General features: G+C 64.0%; 17 protein-coding genes. 1 reads left to right on the top strand and 16 read right to left on the bottom strand.

What is annotated here, in order from left to right:
* Positions 1-10: 10 nt before the first annotated feature.
* The 6 genes from VGO04_RS06380 to VGO04_RS06355 all read right to left on the bottom strand — a co-directional run bounded on the left by VGO04_RS06380 (position 11) and on the right by VGO04_RS06355 (position 7,328).
* Positions 11-1,072 (bottom strand): DUF2218 domain-containing protein, encoded by a 1,062-nt coding sequence (locus VGO04_RS06380; protein ID WP_327495121.1) that lies wholly within the window; start codon positions 1,070-1,072, stop codon positions 11-13.
* Entirely contained in the window at positions 1,069-1,908 is an 840-nt protein-coding gene (locus VGO04_RS06375) for an ABC transporter ATP-binding protein (RefSeq protein WP_327495120.1), read from the bottom strand. The genes VGO04_RS06380 and VGO04_RS06375 overlap by 4 nt, the downstream gene beginning before the upstream one ends.
* Positions 1,905-2,945, bottom strand: a complete 1,041-nt coding sequence (locus VGO04_RS06370) for an iron ABC transporter permease (protein WP_327495119.1) — start codon at positions 2,943-2,945, stop codon at positions 1,905-1,907. Before VGO04_RS06370 ends, VGO04_RS06375 begins: the two co-directional genes overlap by 4 nt.
* Positions 2,942-3,982 (bottom strand): iron ABC transporter permease, encoded by a 1,041-nt coding sequence (locus VGO04_RS06365; RefSeq protein WP_327495118.1) that lies wholly within the window; start codon positions 3,980-3,982, stop codon positions 2,942-2,944. The genes VGO04_RS06370 and VGO04_RS06365 overlap by 4 nt, the downstream gene beginning before the upstream one ends.
* Complete coding sequence (locus VGO04_RS06360; RefSeq protein WP_327495117.1) at positions 3,979-4,971, bottom strand: iron-siderophore ABC transporter substrate-binding protein; 993 nt, start codon at positions 4,969-4,971, stop codon at positions 3,979-3,981. The genes VGO04_RS06365 and VGO04_RS06360 overlap by 4 nt, the downstream gene beginning before the upstream one ends.
* Positions 4,972-5,183: 212 nt before the next feature.
* Complete coding sequence (locus VGO04_RS06355; protein WP_327495116.1) at positions 5,184-7,328, bottom strand: TonB-dependent receptor; 2,145 nt, start codon at positions 7,326-7,328, stop codon at positions 5,184-5,186.
* On the opposite strand from VGO04_RS06355, the gene VGO04_RS06350 reads away from it, so the two are divergent.
* Complete coding sequence (locus VGO04_RS06350; protein ID WP_327495115.1) at positions 7,284-7,619, top strand: hypothetical protein; 336 nt, start codon at positions 7,284-7,286, stop codon at positions 7,617-7,619. The genes VGO04_RS06355 and VGO04_RS06350 overlap by 45 nt on opposite strands.
* 664 nt (positions 7,620-8,283) lie before the next feature.
* Here VGO04_RS06350 and VGO04_RS06345 read toward each other — a convergent pair.
* The 10 genes from VGO04_RS06345 to VGO04_RS06300 all read right to left on the bottom strand — a co-directional run bounded on the left by VGO04_RS06345 (position 8,284) and on the right by VGO04_RS06300 (position 16,037).
* Positions 8,284-9,273 (bottom strand): 3'-5' exonuclease, encoded by a 990-nt coding sequence (locus VGO04_RS06345; RefSeq protein ID WP_327495114.1) that lies wholly within the window; start codon positions 9,271-9,273, stop codon positions 8,284-8,286.
* Positions 9,274-9,577: 304 nt separating this feature from the next.
* Positions 9,578-9,760: a hypothetical protein gene (locus VGO04_RS06340; protein WP_327495113.1), complete on the bottom strand. Its 183-nt coding sequence runs from the start codon at positions 9,758-9,760 to the stop codon at positions 9,578-9,580.
* Between the two features lie 300 nt (positions 9,761-10,060).
* Positions 10,061-10,882 (bottom strand): IclR family transcriptional regulator, encoded by an 822-nt coding sequence (locus tag VGO04_RS06335; protein ID WP_327495112.1) that lies wholly within the window; start codon positions 10,880-10,882, stop codon positions 10,061-10,063.
* 31 nt (positions 10,883-10,913) lie between these two features.
* Positions 10,914-11,135: a hypothetical protein gene (locus VGO04_RS06330; RefSeq protein ID WP_414650518.1), complete on the bottom strand. Its 222-nt coding sequence runs from the start codon at positions 11,133-11,135 to the stop codon at positions 10,914-10,916.
* Positions 11,136-11,217: 82 nt separating this feature from the next.
* On the bottom strand, positions 11,218-12,417 hold the full coding sequence (locus VGO04_RS06325) for an aminotransferase class V-fold PLP-dependent enzyme (RefSeq protein WP_327495111.1): 1,200 nt from the start codon (positions 12,415-12,417) through the stop codon (positions 11,218-11,220).
* 41 nt (positions 12,418-12,458) lie between these two features.
* Positions 12,459-12,947 (bottom strand): RidA family protein, encoded by a 489-nt coding sequence (locus VGO04_RS06320; RefSeq protein WP_257731863.1) that lies wholly within the window; start codon positions 12,945-12,947, stop codon positions 12,459-12,461.
* Positions 12,948-12,954: 7 nt separating this feature from the next.
* Complete coding sequence (locus tag VGO04_RS06315; RefSeq protein WP_327495110.1) at positions 12,955-13,767, bottom strand: amino acid ABC transporter ATP-binding protein; 813 nt, start codon at positions 13,765-13,767, stop codon at positions 12,955-12,957.
* Positions 13,768-13,780: 13 nt separating this feature from the next.
* Positions 13,781-14,416 carry an amino acid ABC transporter permease gene (locus VGO04_RS06310; RefSeq protein WP_327495109.1) on the bottom strand — a complete coding sequence of 212 codons (636 nt, stop codon included), beginning with the start codon at positions 14,414-14,416 and terminating at the stop codon, positions 13,781-13,783.
* 4 nt (positions 14,417-14,420) lie between these two features.
* Positions 14,421-15,089 (bottom strand): amino acid ABC transporter permease, encoded by a 669-nt coding sequence (locus tag VGO04_RS06305; RefSeq protein ID WP_327495108.1) that lies wholly within the window; start codon positions 15,087-15,089, stop codon positions 14,421-14,423.
* A 75-nt stretch (positions 15,090-15,164) separates the two neighbouring features.
* Entirely contained in the window at positions 15,165-16,037 is an 873-nt protein-coding gene (locus tag VGO04_RS06300) for a transporter substrate-binding domain-containing protein (protein ID WP_327495106.1), read from the bottom strand.
* Between the last annotated feature and the right edge of the window lie 163 nt (positions 16,038-16,200).

Raw genomic sequence — 16,200 nt, 5'->3', positions numbered from 1 at the left:
ACTTCTGGTGCTACCGTTCCCAATACCAGGCGACATACTTTAGTGAACGATCATGCTTGCGCCTGTTCAGCAGCGTTCGCATCGCGCGGATGTCTTCTTTCTCGCAAGCAGCCCAGACGAAGGTGTCTGCCGACACTGCTTCGATTGCGTCCTTGCCAGCCCGAAGCAAAACGCCTTTCGCCTTTTCGGCGTCGTTGCCCCGGTGCAGCCAACGCACATTCAAGCGCCCGGCTGAATGCAGCATTTGCTCCTCGGCCGCGTCCGCGACCTCGATAATGGCAGTGATTTCGGTATCGGCCGATACTTCCGCAGCAATGCGTGCGATCGCGGGCAGCGCGGTTTCGTCGCCTATCATGAGGATCGAGGAGGCGACCGGCAAAGCCCCCGAGCCCGGCCCCATCAATCCGACGAGGTCGCCGGGCCTGGCATCTTGGGCGAACTCGGCGCCAGGCGTGCGTGTGCCGGGCACGAAGTGCTGCAGGAAGTCAATCCAGAGTTCGCCGCGTTCCGCATCGACGGCCCGGATCGTATAGGCCCGTACCGCAAGCTCATCCTCGCCGCGAGGCCAGGCGACGCGACCATCGGCCCGGTACCCGGGCCAGACGGGCTTTCTCCCCTTGGGCGGTATCAGCAGGCGCACATGCATGTCGCCGCCGATGAACGGAGTCACATCCGCGCAAGAGAACTTAACCCGCCGCATCAGCGGGGTAACGTCCTCGGCTCCGAGGACCGTGACCTCGTGAAGATTGGGCATGCGCGAGGGAGCGGCCGCATCCGTGTCCGCCCAACTGATTTCCAGCGGATCGGATCCGGCAAAGTAGAACATGTGCTCGGCGATGCTGGTGCGCGCCATCTGCAGTGCCGCTTCCGATGGCCCGTTCAGCGCGATGGATAGCTTCTCTCCCTGCAAGCGAAAGGTCGCCACGCCAAGCTTGCTCGTCATGATGGCTTCGTCGCCGATGCGCCGGACCTCGGCATGCTCGATGAAATGCTCGCACATCTCGTTGAGGAGCCGCGCGACATGCGCGGACTGCGCCACACCCGTCATCGATACTGATGTGCTGTGGCTCATGCGCCGTGTTCCTGTGCACGTTGGGGTTCATCCAGAATATGATGCCTGCCGATCGGCAGCATCATGGGCCTGCCGGACGTCGGATCGGTCAGGATGTGGCTTTGGAGCCCGAAGACGGTGTTGACGGTGTCCGCGGACAGGACCTGCTCCGGCGGGCCGGCGACATGCACGCACCCATCCGCCAGCGCCACGAGATAATCCGCGTAGCGCGCTCCGAGATTGAGATCGTGAAGCACCATGACGACGGTCGTCCCTCGCGTCCGGTTGAGGTCGACCAGCAGGTCGAGAATCTCGACCTGGTGATTGATGTCGAGGAAGGTCGTCGGCTCGTCCAGCAGGAGGATGCCGGTCTCCTGCGCCAATGCCATCGCGATCCAGACCCGCTGGCGCTGCCCGCCGGACAGTTCGTCGATCGCCCGCTCGGCCAGATCCGCCGTGCGCGTGACGGTCAGGGCCCGTTGCACTGCCTCCTCGTCTCGCGCGCTCCAGCGGCTGAACAGGCCGCGATGCGGATGCCGCCCGCGCCGCACGAGATCGTCGACGAGGATGCCCTCGGGCGCGATCGGCGATTGCGGCAGCAGACCGATCTGGCGCGCAAGCTCGCGCGTCGGGATCGCGTGGACAGACCGGCCGCCGAGCGTCACCTCGCCTCGGCTCGGTATCAGCAGCCGCGACATCGTCCGCAGCAGCGTCGACTTGCCGGAAGCGTTAGCGCCGACGATGACGGTGATTTTTCCGGCCGGGATCGTCAGGTCGATGGAGCGCAGAATCTCGCTGTCTCCATATCCGGCTGCGAGATCGCGGACGATCAGGCTGGGGATGGAAGCGGTCGTCATAGGGTCCTGCCGCTCCGGTTGATGCGGATGATCAGGTAGAGCAGATAGGGCGCACCCAGCGCTCCCGTCACCACCCCGACTGGATAGCGCCCGGGCATCAAGAACTGGCCGACATAGTCGCCGGCGAGAGTGAGCACGGCGCCGACGAGCGCGGCGGCGAGCAGGAGCGGCGCGCCAGGGCCCATGATCCGGGCAGCGATCGGTCCGGACAGGAAGGAAACGAAGGCGATCGGGCCGGTGACCGCGGTTACCGAGGCGATCATTCCCACCGCCGCGATCACCACCATGATCCGGGTCCGAGATATCCTGACGCCGAGCGCGGCGGCCGTGTCATCGCCATGGCGCAGGGCTTCGAGATCCCGATGCTGCCATAGAAGCATCCCGCCGAACACGACGAGCGCGAGCAGCAGATAACCGGAATCGCCGAGCTGGGCGCCGTTGAGACTTCCCGTCAGCCAGCGCAATGCCTCCTGCAGGTTCCAGGCGGGGGCTGTCGAGAGGATATAGGCCGTGACGCTGTGCAGCATCGCAGCAACGCCGATGCCGACCAGGATCAGCCGCGTTCCGGCGACGCCGTTTCGGGCCGCGAGGAGATAAATCAGCAGCGCGACGACAAGTCCGGCAACGATCGCGATGATCGAGACGACCGGGCCGCTCAGCGCGAGTACGATGATCGCGAACACCGCGGCGGCGCTGGCTCCCGAGGTGATGCCGACGATGTCTGGGCTCGCCAGCGGGTTGCGCAGCATGATCTGAAACACGACGCCGCCGAGGCCGAAGCTGATTCCCGCGAGCAGGGACAGCAGCGCGCGCGGCAGGCGCAGCGCGCCAACGAGGAAGCTTGCGCCCTGCGCCATCTCGCCCATCAGGACACGCAGGACGACGGTGGGCGGTACGAAGGACTGTCCGAGCATCAGCGTCAGCGCGAACAGGCCGAGAACCAGGATACACAGAATGCCGATCACGACGCGGTGGCGCAGGGCGCGCCGCTGGCGGGCCGTCGAGGATAGCGTAGCGGCGGAAGATGGCTGCGTCATAGCTCTCTGACCCGCTGGCGTCTGACGATCCAGATGAAGAAGGGCGCGCCGATCAGGGCGGTGATGATCGAGACCTTGATCTCGGCTGGCCGCGCGATAATGCGCCCGACCACGTCCGACGCGAGTAGGAGGGAGGCGCCGCCCAGGGCAGAGAACGGCAGCAGCCAGCGATAATCCACGCCGATCAGCAGCCGGCAGATATGCGGCACGACCAGCCCGAGAAAGCCGATCGGTCCGCACAGCGCCGTGGTCGCGCCACAGAGCAGCACGGCGCCGACCGAAGCGACGAGCCGCGCCAGCGCGACCTGCTCGCCGAGCCCCGCCGCAAGATCGTCGCCCAGCGCCAGCGAATTGAGCTTGCGCGCCGACAGTAGGCTGATCGCGAAACCGGCTGCCAGAAAGGGCAAGGCGGGGAGGATCCGCTCGAAGGTCGCACCACCGACGCCGCCGAGCTGCCAGGACTGGATGCCGCCGGCGATATCGTTGCGCGGCAGGACGACCGCGATGACCAGCGACGCGCAAGCGACGGAGGTCGCGGCGCCTGCCAGTGTCAACTTCAGCGGCGTGGCGCCGCCGGGGCCGAGCGATCCGACCCGGTAGACGAACAGGGTCGCGAGTCCCGCACCTGCAATCGCCGTCCAGAGATAGGCTTCCGACGACGTGATGTCGAACCAGGCGACCGCAATGACGACGGCGAGCGCCGCACCCGCATTGACACCGAGGATGCCGGGGTCGGCCAGGGGATTGCGCGTCACGCCCTGCATGATCGCCCCCGCTAGTCCGAGCCCTGCACCGGCCAGAAAGGCCAGCGCGGTGCGCGGAATGCGCACGGCGACAGCCGACTCGCCATTGCCGGCTGTGCTGCCCTGCAGCGCGCCGATGATCTCGGCGAGCGACACCTCACGCGTGCCCACCCCGATCGAGGTTGCGACTAGGATCGCCAGCAGGATCAGCAGCGCAAGCAGCCACCAGCTGCGATGTCTGTCACGGCGCTTGGGATCGCGTCCAGCCGGGGCAGGCGAATAGGATGCGGTCATTGCGACTTGCGGGCAGCCTCGGCGAGCAGACCGACATAGTCCTTCAGCACCCAGGAGATCGACAGGGGCGTCGGATGGGCTGCGGTGCCCAGCGGATTGTTGCTCAGAACGACCACCGAGCGCCGCGCAATGGCCGGCACCTTCGCAGTCAGCGGATTGGCCGCCAGCGCCGGCAGCAGATCGGGCCCGCCATAGGTGACCGCGATGTCGACGTCTTCGAACATATCGGCCCGCTCGGCACTGATCGAGCCGGAGTACTTGCCGGGTGTAGAAGCCTGGACCACGCTCTTCGGCGCCGTAAGGCCGAGGTCGGCGAAGAACTTCACGCGCGTGTCGTTGGTCGTGTAGAAATTGATCGTGCTCAGATCCCGCGACCTCAGATGGGTGATGAACATCGCCGACTTGCCCTTGATCTCGGGAAAGGCGGCCGTTGTCTGGGCAATCTCGGCTTCGAGCTTCGCGATCAAGGCATCGCCTTCCTTGGCCATGCCCATGCCGGCGCTGTTCAGGCGGATCATGTCTCGCCAGGCGGTCGTCCACGGCGCTTCGGGATAGGCCACGACCGGTGCAATCTGGCTGAGCATCGCATAGTCCTTCGGACTCAGGCCGGAATGTGCCGCGAGAATCACGTCGGGCCGTGCCGCCGCCACCGCCTCGAAGTCGATCCCGTCGCCCTCGTTGAACAGCGTCGGCTTGCTGACCCCAAGCTGCTTCAGCTTCGCTGCGACCCAGGGCAGCAACCCGTCGCCGTCGTCATCGCCGAAATTGGCCTTTGCGAAACCGACCGGGACCACACCCAGCGCGAGTGGGACCTCGTGATTGGCCCAATTGACCGTGGCGACACGCACCGGCTTCTGCTTGATGACGGTGGTGCCGAGGGCATGCTTGATTGTGATGGGATAAGTCGGCTCCTGTGCTACCGCGCCCAGCGGTGCAGCAAGGGCCAGCGTGACGACGGCCACGCGCAGGGCCTGAGACAGTCGCAGCATTGCAGCGCTCCTATTGGTTGCCTGAGGGCGATCTAGGCGAAGGGCTCATCACGGACCCGATCGCCCCCTTTGGTGCGAGCGCGGGTCCTGACGACAAACTCACTGCGGGCGCCATCGCCTTGTCGACACAGACCCGATCTGCGCCCTGGAATGCGGTGGCCCGCCCGAAACGGGCGGGCCGATTCGAACCTGACGCCGCTCCACGCGCCGGATCAGAACTTGATCGAGGCCGACCCGACGAAGGTCCGGGGGGCGGCCACTGTCACGAAGGTGCCGGTGGTCAGCCAGTAGCGCTCGTCGAACACGTTCTCGACGTTGAACCGGAAGGTTATGGGCTTGTCGAAAATCGCCGTCTCGTAGCGCAGACCGAGGTCGACCCGCGTCCAATCCGGGAACTTCACGGTGTTCGCGGTCGTCAGATACGAGCCGCCAGTGTAGATAACGCGCCCATTCAGGCTGAGCCCGCGCACCCACGGTGTATCCCATTCCAGCGCGGCCGAAGCCGTGAAGTTGGGCTGCCCGGCAGCGTCGTTGCCGCGCTCCAGCGGGTTTGTCGGTTTGGTCAATTCCGGCTGCAGGAAGGTCACGCTCGTCAGCGCACGCAGACCGGGAACGATCTCGCCATACGCGGAAAGCTCCAGGCCGCGATTGCGCTGCTCGCCGTCATAAGCCAGCGTGTTGGCTGGGGTCCGGACCGAATTCGGGCGCGAGATCTGGAACAGCGCGGCCGTCGTGGTGATCTTGCCCCAGTCGACCTTGATGCCGACTTCCTGCTGGTCGGACTTGTAAGGCGCCAGGATCTCGCCGGTATTGGCGTAGCCGGCACCGACGATGGTGCCTGCGGTCAGGCCTTCGGCGTAGTTCGCGTAGACCGAGACATTCTTCCACGGCTTGATGACGATGCCCGCCAGCGGCGTCGTGGCGTCGGATTCGTAGAGCGTCGTGGGCAGCCCAGTCGCCGTGCTGTAACCCTGCTGCTTGACCTCCTGATAGCGCACACCACCGGTGATTTGCAGCATTTCGTCGAACAGAGAGATGGTGTCGACGATGGCGAAACTGTTCAGCGTCGTGACGCTCGCCTTGCGCGGGTCGGTCCGGACGCCCGGCACGAACTGCAGCCGCGTCGGATTGTAGAGATTCGATGGCAGCGATTGTGCGGGCGTGTTCGCCAGATAGGCGTTGCCTGCTTCCTGCTGGTAGCCGGTGTAGACGAGATTGAAGTTGTGGCTGATCGGGCCGGTGTTGAACTTGGCACGCAGGCCGGCATTGCCGCTGACGGTGTCGGTATAGGAATCGTAATATGCGTTGATCAGGCGGAAATTGCCGAATTGATCGGCGCCGCTGGTGAAGCCGGTGACGCGCGAATCGGGGAAGGTCTGGTCGTTCGTGCCCCGCCGATAGCCGATGCCGCCATAGGCGGTTAGCCAATCCGTCAGGTCATATTCGAGGAAGCTCGCGATCGTGTGGTCGCGCTGCTTCAGATCTGTGCCCGGATACCAGTTGCCCCGAGGATCAGGAACGCGCGGAATGAACGGCACCGTCGACTGGAGCGTCATCTGCGGACGGAAATTTTTGGTGTCGTCGTTCTGGGTGATCGCGTCGAGTGCCCAGCGCAGACGCTCGCCACGGTAGTCCAACGAGACGGCCGCCATGCCGCTGCGCCAGTTGCCGTCCTCGATCGAGGCTTCGCCGTTGCGCGCGACGCCATTGAAACGGATGCCCCACTCCTTGTTCGCGCCGAAACGGCGATTGGCGTCGATGAGCACGCCGTAATTGCCGGAGCTGAGGAAGGTCGGCGTCACCAGGATGAATGGCTCGTCGACCGCGCGCTTCGAGACGATGTTGACGCTGCCGCCGACGCTGCCGCCCGGCGGGATGCCGTTGATGAACGCAGCCGGTCCCTTCAACAGCTCGATCCGCTCAATGTACTGGGCGTTCGCACGGTTCGACGATATCAGCCCGTAGAGACCGTTGAAGCCCATATCCTGCTGGTTCACCTGAAACCCGCGGATCTGGAGCGTGTCGTCGAAACCGTTGCTCGCCGTGGTGAGACGAACCGAGGAATCGTTGAGGAGCGTATCGGCCGCCGTGCGCGCCTGCTGGTTCTGGATCAGCTTTTCGGTGAAGTTCACGGTGCTGAACGGCGTGTTCATCACATCGGTAGTGCCGAGGATGCCCAGCGACCCGCCACGGGCGACCTGTCCTCCGGCATATGGCTCCGGCAGAGCGCCCGGACGCTCGCCGGATACCTCGATGGTCGGCAGTACGACCGGGTCAGATGCCGTAGTGCTCTGAGCAGCTGCGGGCGAGGCATGCAGCAGCGCGAGGAAAGCGCCGCCGGCCAGGAGCGCCAGCATCGCGGCATGGCTCGAGGTGGCACCGAACGCGGCGCGGGTCGCAACTCGATGATAACGTTGCTCGTTTTTGTGATTCCGAACAATTGCGCGCTGAGAACAATTCATCTGTCTGAATCCCGAAAGTATCTCGGCGGCAGGCAAATCGCGCGAACCGGCGCCGAAATTCCAAATTTCGCCATAGATGATCGAGTTAGCATTCGAGCTAAGTTCGTGGCAACCTTGGATGCGCATTACTTCATTGGAATAATTACAAAGAAAGCAATTGGACATGGCTGCGCGAATTCACTTTGATCTGAACCGAATTAATCTGAGGAATGCCTTGCCCGGTTAGGTGGGGCAACCACCGAGTGTAGGCCGTGGTTGCGGCATTTCGGCAAAGCCGGCGGCGCTTTTCTCGCACCAAGCAAATAGGGCTCGCGAAGACACATCGCACCTCGGATGCGAGTATCATCGAAGGGTGGCTGCTCAGCGCCGCAAGAAGGTTAGAGCTTCCGACGGCGACCAGCCTGGATGGCTGCCGAGTTGGGTACGTGCAGACCTGTCCAATTCGGATCTTGAGGTGTCGCGATCAGCACAGTCTCGGGCTGCCGGACGCGAGTGCGGCCCTGATGAACTCGCATCGCCCGAACGGTTGTGGACCAGGGCCACGGTTTGGATCTGCGATCCCTCAAACCGTGCGAGTTCCCTTTGCACGCTCGGCCTCGATTTCGTGCTCGTGCGACAGGTCTTCGGCCTGCTGTTCGGCTGGCTGGGCGGACACGGATTTTGTTCCCTGAATGAGAACATAATGAGAACAATAAAATATTCGGAGTCAAGTTGTGGCCCGCGTCGACACCTTCTTTCTGTGCCCCTCTGCAACAAGCGGCTGCTTCCGACGTCGATGGCCCCGACCAACCCTCAATGCAGCGGACAATCTATCGGGTTGGCGACGGAGGCCTCCCGGAGGCGCTCCTTGTCACGCCCGAAATCGATCGAGCGCCGTTAGTCGTTGAGACAGCGGCTCGGCATCTTCCCAGCAGTAAATCTCGGTACGGAGGTAACGGAGCTCGTCGTCATAGGCCTCTTCGTCGATTTCGATCCACCACGCTCTCCGCCTTCCGTCGCTCCCATCCGACCAGCGGTAGCCTCTTGCTTTGAGGTGGTCTTTCATATCGAAGGGAGCGTTCTGAGCGAATACGCGAACTCTGCTCTGAAAGCTCGATTGCAATAGCTCCGAGAATGGTCGCGCCCCATGTTCGCCGGCTGGTCTGGCCAGAACTTCCAGGAGGGCATGGCAATCGTCTGTTGCCCGATGGCCTTCATGAAATAGGCCGGACTGACCGACAAGGTATCCGAGTTTGTTGCCTTCGAAGCCCAGATCAGCCCACCGAATTTCCGTGACAGAGCATGCCCAGGCCTTCGAAGCGAAGGTCGGTGAAAGCGCCTCGCAGAACGGACGGTCGAACGCAGCATTGTGGGCGATGACGAGATCCGCCGGCTCGATCAGTGCATCGAGTGCGGCGATATCGATGTCGTGACCGGCGACCATTTGGTCCGAAATACCCGTCAGTCGTGTTATCTCCGCGGGGATCGGCTTTGATGGCTGGCGCAAGCCGCTGTACACTGCGACGACATCCCCAATCATGCCATCGTCGTCGTAAGTGAAGCTCACCGCGCCGATCTCGATTATTTCGTCGCGGGTAGGGTGCAGGCCTGTCGTTTCGGTATCCACCAGCACCGCGAGCTTTGGGTAGGAGCTCAGCGCACGCGGAATGATTGAACGAGGCATGAGCTTTCGCAGCACCTTGAAATGCCCGGTCTGCTCCAGCCGTTGTGCGACCGCTTCATCATCGACCAGTGGAGGCGATGCAGTATCGGGTCGGCGTTTTCTCGGAGCCGGGCGCGGTGTCTGCCGATAGCCCGGTGCGTCATCGAACAGGTCGATCTGGGTGGATGCCACTTTCATGCGGTGATCCTAGCCGTCTTCATTCGCGAGCGCTGCCGTCCGTTTCGGCCGAAAGCCAACGAAGTTCGCAGGAAGGGCATGCGGCCAACGCCCAACTTCCGGACTATCGGTGAGAACGCCGCGCTTGGAACGGCGTTTTCAGGTAGCCCCGTTTGTCTCGGCGCCTATGTTAGTGGCCTTCTCGAAGGACTGGGCCAGCCGCTCACTAGCATTCGACGAACCTCTCGGCGGGGGGCGGATCATGGTCGGGTCGGTTTGGCGTGTGGCCAGTGGCTCGCGAACCCTCAGGCTTTCTGACTGGCTCCTATGACTTGTCTTCTTGAAATGCAGCGATTGCCGCCGTGGCCAGGCTACCAATTGATTGCGACCGGTCCGCCATCAGCATTATCACGATCCGGCCGAGCTTCGCTTGCGCCGTCGCATCATCAGCCGCTCGGCCTTCGACGACCAATGTGGCCCATGCCCGTGCTTGAATGGCTTCGGCCACGAGAAGCTCCTTAGAATTCAACACGCCAGGAAAGCTGCGGGTCGTCGATGGCATAGAACCCCCGTCCATTGCGGAGCTTGCTAGATAGGATCTCATGGCTTGTCTGCAAGCCTAGGGGGGGCGGGCGCTAGGGAACGCTAAGCGCTCGGAGGCAGTCCTCTCATTGAACCGCAGTCCAACGCCATCGGCGGTGCGCCACTCGTGCTTACCATAGCGTCCGGCCGAAATGCGCAGGATGAACACAGCATCAGGGCCACTGGACGAAACCGCCGCTCGCGAATTCAATTGTGTAAGGGAAGATCATAGACTTCCGGTGCGCCAGCCGAGCTTGTCCTCGATGCGACGGGCAGCTGCCCGAACTGCTTCGACGAAATGCGAAGGGTCCTCGTTGACGCGGAACTCGGGCAGAACAATCGAAATGGTGATCGGGCATGCGCCAGCCTCGTCCAATACCGGCGCGGCGATGCAGGCGACCGCGTAGTCCGATTCCCCTGCTTGGATAGACACGCCTACGGCGAGCGCGTCGCGCGCTTGCGCGAGCAGGGCGGCAGGGTCGGTGACGGCGCGTCCGGTTGGTGAAGCCTTGGCACTCCTGCGGAACAGCGCGAGTCGCTCCGCCTCGTCCAACCCGGCGACGAGCAGGCGGCCAGAGGCCGTCCAGTTCAGCGGCACGCGCGTCCCCACGCGCGAGGTGATGACGAAATGGCCGGGTCCCTCAGCCATTGCCTCGACCACCATCATGCCGCTGTCGCGGCCACAGATCTGCACGGTCTCGCCCACCTCGCGCGCCAGCACATGCATCTCATGCGTTGCGACATTGATAACCTGGAGGTCGCGGGCATAGGCGAGGCCGTAATGATAGAGCCTGGGACCGAGCCAGACGCCGCCATCGCCGGAGCGGGTCAGCAGGTTCTTGTCGATGAGGTCCTCGACGATGGCATAGACGGTCGAGAGTGGCGCGCCGATGGCGCGGGCGACTTCATAGGCGGTCAGCGCCCGCCCCTCCTGCTGGAGATGGTCGAGGATCTGCACGGCGCGGTCGATGCCGCTGACGCGTGAACGCCGCTGCCCGGTTGCTTCCGGTCGGTCTTCGCTTGTCTGCGTCGTCGTGGCATTGCTCATTACTGCGCTTTCATCCCTGCCGGTCGCCAAGTCAACGCCAAGGCAGTTCGTGGCTGTCCCGGACGAACCGTTGTGGGCGCGGCACATAATGGCTCGCCGTGATCGCCTCGGCGCCGAACACGGCATGGCGCGGCTCGAACAGTCGCGCCAGCCGCGAGACGTCGCCATTGGAATCGGTCGCTTCGAGATCGCTGGCGATCGGTGGATGATCGCGAAATCGGCATGCTGGGCCCACGGTCAGCCGGTCCGTCATGTCGAGCTTGATGACCGAGGCCGGGCGTGGGTCACTGCCTGGATGATGGTATCGAATGGCATGACGACCGACACGCCGGTTTTTAATCCGGCCATTTCGCCAGCGAGGCGGCGCGCCGGTTGCGGCGTTCGATCAGCGGCGACGCGATGATCGTGTTGCTACGCCGCGCCGTCTCCAGCTCTGCGACGATGCGCTCTGCAACGATCTCTTCCTGATCCGGATGCAAATTGCAGGGGTCGAGGAAGAAATGGCCGTGCTCGACCTCATGGTCGCGCACGATCACCGGCGGTACGCCGCGCGCCAGCGCGTCAGCCAGGTCCCATGCCGTGATATGCGCCTGCTCTGGATTGACGTATAGCTTCATCCGGTCGAGCGGGTTGTGCGTGGGGTCGGGCTCGATCACGGCGGTTACGCCGGGGCGGTCCGTAAAGCGGGCGAGCCAGAGATCGAGCGCGCGCTGCTCGCGCGCCCTGATGCCGACATGGTCGCGCGTCTCCCAGGCCTCAAGCGCCGCCATCGTACCGAGCACGCTTTCCTTGCCGACTTTCATGCCGCGGCCGATGCCGCCATTCTGAATGAAAGCGGCCCGGACCAGCGCCTTGCGGCCTGCGACGATGCCGCCGGTCGGCCCACCTAGGAACTTGTGCGAGGAATAGAGCACGATGTCGGCGCCGGCTTTGAGGAAGCCGCGCAGATCGTATTCGGAGGCCGCATCGACGATGACCGGAACGCCGCGCTCGTGGCAGATCGCCGCGAACTCGTCGAGCGGGAGCAACCCGTACTGCACCGTATGGTGCGAGACGACATATAGGGCTGCCGCAGTGTGCTCGGAAATCGCGCCCGCGAGCTGATAGGCGCGGGCGCTGGTGGCCTGCCCGACGACGACCGGCGTCGCCCCCGCAAGCCGGATTGCCTGGTCGACAGGCGCGCCATAGCCGACCATATGGCCCATCATCACGACGACCTCGTCCTTGAGGCCGCTCACGTCCGGCAGTTGCTCGACGGCATAGAGATCGTCGCCCGTCATGGCACCCGCGATCGCGAGCGTGATCCCGGCCGAGCAGGAGGCGGTGACGAAGCCGGCGTCGCTACCACAGAGCCGCGCGATCACGGCACTAGCCTTACGCTGGAGATCGTCGATCTCGACGAATTGCGGCAGGATCGCCGTCATCGCCGCTATCGCCTCCGGCACCACGATCGAGGCGCCGAGCGCCGTCATCGTCCCCGAGACGTTGATGACGGGGCGCAGGCCGAGAGACGGACGGATATCGGAAGCAGACATGGCACTCTCCTGGACGGCGGGCGGCGGGGCATTCGCCCCAGTCATGAGATGGCGACGATCGCCTCGATCTCGACGGTGATCTGTCTGGGCAGCGAGCCGAAGCCGACCGCCGAGCGGGCGTGCTTCCCGGCCTCGCCGAACACGGCGACGAAGAGGTCGGAGCAGCCATTGATGACGGCCGGGTGGTCGCTGAAATCTGGCTCGGCATTGACCATGCCGAGCAGCTTGACGACGCGCCGCACGCGGCCGAGATCCCCCAGCGCCTCATGTAGCACGGCTAGCAGGTTTAGGCCGGTCAGCCGGGCATGGTCGTAGGCCTCGGCGACGCTGACATCGCGACCGACCTTGCCGGTGTGGAGCCGGCCATCCTCATGCGTCGGCCCCTGACCGGAGAGGTAGATCAGGCCGCCTTCCTGGACGTGGGTGGCAAAGTTGCCGATCGGCTTCGGCAGCTCCGGCAGCGTCAGGCCGAGTTCTGCCAGCCGCCTGTAGGGCGTCGTGTCGGGAAAGGTGGAAAGCACTGCGTTCATGGTCTCCTCACGCCGGATTGGGGCGGAAGCCGACGAAGCGCGACAGGAATGAACGCAACCGCTCATGCGGCTGCTCGCCGAAGACCTTTGCGGGCGGGGCATCGATCACGATCCGGCCCTGGTCAGTGAAGACGACGCGGTCCGCAACCTCCTGCGCGAAAGCCATCTCATGGGTGACGAGGATCATAGTGCGGCCCTCGGCCGCGAGTTCTTGCACCACGGCCAGGACCTCTCCGACCAGCTCGGGATCGAGCGCGGAGGTGATCTCGTCGAGCAGCAGCACCTTCGGCTCCATCGCGACCGCCCGCGCAATACCGACGCGCTGCTGCTGGCCGCCCGACATCTGCGAGGGCAGGGCATCGACCTTCGCCGCGAGCCCGACGCGGGCGAGCCATTTCTCGGCGATGGCACGCGCTTCGGCCTTGGAGCGCCCGCGCGATTTCATCAGGCCGAGCATGATGTTCTGCGCGGCGGTGAGATGGGGGAAGAGGTTGAATTGCTGGAACACCATCGCCGCATCCACGCGGATGGCGGCGAGCTCGCGGTCGCTGCGGCGTCTACGGGCGCCCGAACCGTCGCGATAGCCGACCTCGGTGCCGTCGATCCGGATCGAGCCGCCATCGTACTCTTCAAGGAAGTTGATGCAGCGCAGCAGCGTGGTCTTGCCACTGCCGGAGGGGCCGATGATGGCAACGACCTCGCCCCTGCCGACGCGGAGGTCGACCCCCTTCAGCACCTGATGAGCGCCGAAGGACTTGGTCAGGCCCTCGATCGCGATAACCGGTGTCTCGGCGGAAGCACGGGCATCCGTCTTGGCCATGGATGCCTCCTTTTCAGACGAAGCGCTTCTCAAGCCGGCGGCTGAGCGCCGAGAGCGGGAAGTTGATGGCGAAATACATCAGCGCACCGATGAGATAGAGCGGCAGCGCCACGTGGGTGCGCCCGATCACCTGCTGCAGCGACAGCATCAAGTCGACGATCCCCAGCAGTGAGACCAGCGACGAGCCCTTTACGGTGTCGACGACGCTGTTGACGAACGGCGGCAGGAAACGGCGCACGGCCTGCGGTGCCAACACATGAATAAAGCGGTCGAACAGGGACAGCCCGATCGCCTTGGCGGCTTCGGTCTGGCCGGACGGGATAGACTGGAACGAACCGCGCGTGATCTCGATGATTTGCGCCGATTTAAACGCCGTCAGCGCCACGATAGCGGAGAGCAGGCTGGGCAGGTTCACCTTGATCGCTGGCAACCCATAATAGACGAAATAGAGCAGGACGAGGATCGGCACGCCGCGCACGAAATCGGCGTAGAGCCGGATCGGCGCGCGCGCCCAGAGCGGCCCGAAGGCGAGCACGCAACCGAGCGGCAGCCCGATGATTAGCGACAGCACGATGACGCAGGCCGAGACCAGCAGGGTCGTCAGCAGGCCGTCGACGAGGAAGGGGAGGGTATGGATCAGCGTCGCCATGCCGTCACCGTGCGACCGAGTAGCGCCGCTCGGCGAGCCGCAGCAGCAGTAGGATGGCGTAGCTAGTGATCAGGTAGATTGGCGTCGCGAGCAGATAGACCTCGACCGTGCGGAAGGTTTGGGTCTCGATCCAGCGCATGCCATAGGCCAGCTCGGGAACGGCGATGGCCGAGGCGATCGAGGTGTCCTTGAACAGCGAGACATAGGTGTTCGACAGCGAGGGCAGGGCGATACGCATCGCGGTCGGCAGGCGAACATGCCAGAGCACCTTCATCGGCGTGAGCCCGATCGACTTGCCGGCCTCGATCAGCCCGCGCGGTACGGCCTCCAGCCCCGCGCGCATCACTTCCACGAGGTAAGCGCCGGAATAGATCGAGAGCGTCGCGACGAAGGAGGTGATCGCGTCATACTGCAGGTCGATGGCACTGGGTATGCCGTAGAAGACCAAGTAGACCAGCAATAGCAGCGGCACGTTGCGGACGAATTCGACATAGGCCGCGATCAGGGGACGCGCCCATTTCGGTCCGTCGAGGCTGATCAGTGCCAGCACGAGCCCTATCGCCATGCCGATTGCGATGCTCGCCGCCGCCAGTTCGAGGCTGAGCAGGAGCCCCTCGAACAGCTTGCCGGCATAGCGCCAGACGATTGCGAAGTTGAAGTGATAGTTCGCCATGGTCCCGAAGGTCAGCCGGGCATCTAGGACGGAAGGGCGTGAGCCACGCCCTTCCTTGTGCGAAGCGTGGAATGGTCAGAAGCGCGGCAGCCCCGGTTGGCGCTGCGGCGGCTCGGCGCCGAAATAATCCCTCGCCGCCGCGTCGTAGAGCTCGTTCTGGTGACCGAAGATCGCGATGTCGAAGGTGGTGTTGACGAAGCGTACCCAGTCGGGATCGCCCTGCTTCATGCCTGCGCCGTAGAGCATCGTGTTCCAGGACTTGCCGGCATCGACATATTTGTCGGGATGGCGCTTGGCGAGCCACCCGACCGTGGAGAGGTCAACTGCGGCAGCATCGACGCGCTTCGAGTCGAGCGCCAGGATGACGTTGGCCTGGCTGTCGATCTGCATCACGGTCGCCTGCGGCAGCACCTTCTTGACCGAGGCCTCGGCATCGACATTTTGCAGGATGGAGACGCGGGCCGAGGAGCCGGCCTTGAGCAGGGCGTCGAAGCTCTTCTTGTCGCTGTCCGGCCGGGTCAGCAGCGCGATGCCCTCGACATAGTAGGGGCGCGAGAAGGCGATGAGCTGGGCACGCGCCGGGGACATGGTCATGAACTGAATGACGATGTCGACCTTGCCGGTATTGATGTTCGGGATGCGCTGGGCCGCGTCCTGCCGGACGAACTCGACCTTGCTCGCGTCGTCGAATAGCCCTTTGGCTAGGATGCGGCCCATAGTGATGTCCATGCCGACGAGCTGGCCCTTCTCGTCTTCGAAATGCCAGGGCGCATTGGTGGAGCCCGTACCAACGATCAGCTTGCCGCGATCCAGCACCGTGCGCAGCAGGCTGTTTGGCGCAGATTGCGCCGCGGCCTCACGGGCCGTGCTCGCCGCGACCGCCAGAGCCAGGCCGCCGACCATCCCACCCTTCAGCAGAAGCCTCTTGCCTTCATCTGTCTCGCTCATTGGCGTTACCCCTCGTTGCAAGATTAATCCATAATAAGAGAATATATCTTGTAATAAAGGATGCTAATGAGTCTTTTGCCGGGAAGTCAAGCGCACAGCGTTCCGGAGCTCTTGCCATTCCGCGTCGCCTATGGCCTGCCCTCAGAAAAGAGGCCTTCCCTGC

The sequence above is a fragment of the Ensifer sp. genome (assembly GCF_035999185.1).
GTDB lineage: Bacteria > Pseudomonadota > Alphaproteobacteria > Rhizobiales > Rhizobiaceae > Ensifer.
Note: the sequence above shows the minus strand (reverse complement) of the source record. Positions and strands in the feature narration are given on the sequence as shown.

Coding starts and splice junctions, on each gene's coding strand:
- VGO04_RS06380 (WP_327495121.1), bottom strand. CDS start 1,072: ATGAGCCACAGCACATCAGTATCGATGACGGGTGTGGCGCAGTCCGCG.
- VGO04_RS06315 (WP_327495110.1), bottom strand. CDS start 13,767: ATGGCCAAGACGGATGCCCGTGCTTCCGCCGAGACACCGGTTATCGCG.
- VGO04_RS06360 (WP_327495117.1), bottom strand. CDS start 4,971: ATGCTGCGACTGTCTCAGGCCCTGCGCGTGGCCGTCGTCACGCTGGCC.
- VGO04_RS06355 (WP_327495116.1), bottom strand. CDS start 7,328: ATGCTGGCGCTCCTGGCCGGCGGCGCTTTCCTCGCGCTGCTGCATGCC.
- VGO04_RS06330 (WP_414650518.1), bottom strand. CDS start 11,135: ATGACGGACCGGCTGACCGTGGGCCCAGCATGCCGATTTCGCGATCAT.
- VGO04_RS06310 (WP_327495109.1), bottom strand. CDS start 14,416: ATGGCGACGCTGATCCATACCCTCCCCTTCCTCGTCGACGGCCTGCTG.
- VGO04_RS06365 (WP_327495118.1), bottom strand. CDS start 3,982: ATGACCGCATCCTATTCGCCTGCCCCGGCTGGACGCGATCCCAAGCGC.
- VGO04_RS06325 (WP_327495111.1), bottom strand. CDS start 12,417: ATGTCTGCTTCCGATATCCGTCCGTCTCTCGGCCTGCGCCCCGTCATC.
- VGO04_RS06335 (WP_327495112.1), bottom strand. CDS start 10,882: ATGAGCAATGCCACGACGACGCAGACAAGCGAAGACCGACCGGAAGCA.
- VGO04_RS06375 (WP_327495120.1), bottom strand. CDS start 1,908: ATGACGACCGCTTCCATCCCCAGCCTGATCGTCCGCGATCTCGCAGCC.
- VGO04_RS06320 (WP_257731863.1), bottom strand. CDS start 12,947: ATGAACGCAGTGCTTTCCACCTTTCCCGACACGACGCCCTACAGGCGG.
- VGO04_RS06300 (WP_327495106.1), bottom strand. CDS start 16,037: ATGAGCGAGACAGATGAAGGCAAGAGGCTTCTGCTGAAGGGTGGGATG.
- VGO04_RS06350 (WP_327495115.1), top strand. CDS start 7,284: ATGCAGCAGCGCGAGGAAAGCGCCGCCGGCCAGGAGCGCCAGCATCGC.
- VGO04_RS06370 (WP_327495119.1), bottom strand. CDS start 2,945: ATGACGCAGCCATCTTCCGCCGCTACGCTATCCTCGACGGCCCGCCAG.
- VGO04_RS06345 (WP_327495114.1), bottom strand. CDS start 9,273: ATGAAAGTGGCATCCACCCAGATCGACCTGTTCGATGACGCACCGGGC.
- VGO04_RS06305 (WP_327495108.1), bottom strand. CDS start 15,089: ATGGCGAACTATCACTTCAACTTCGCAATCGTCTGGCGCTATGCCGGC.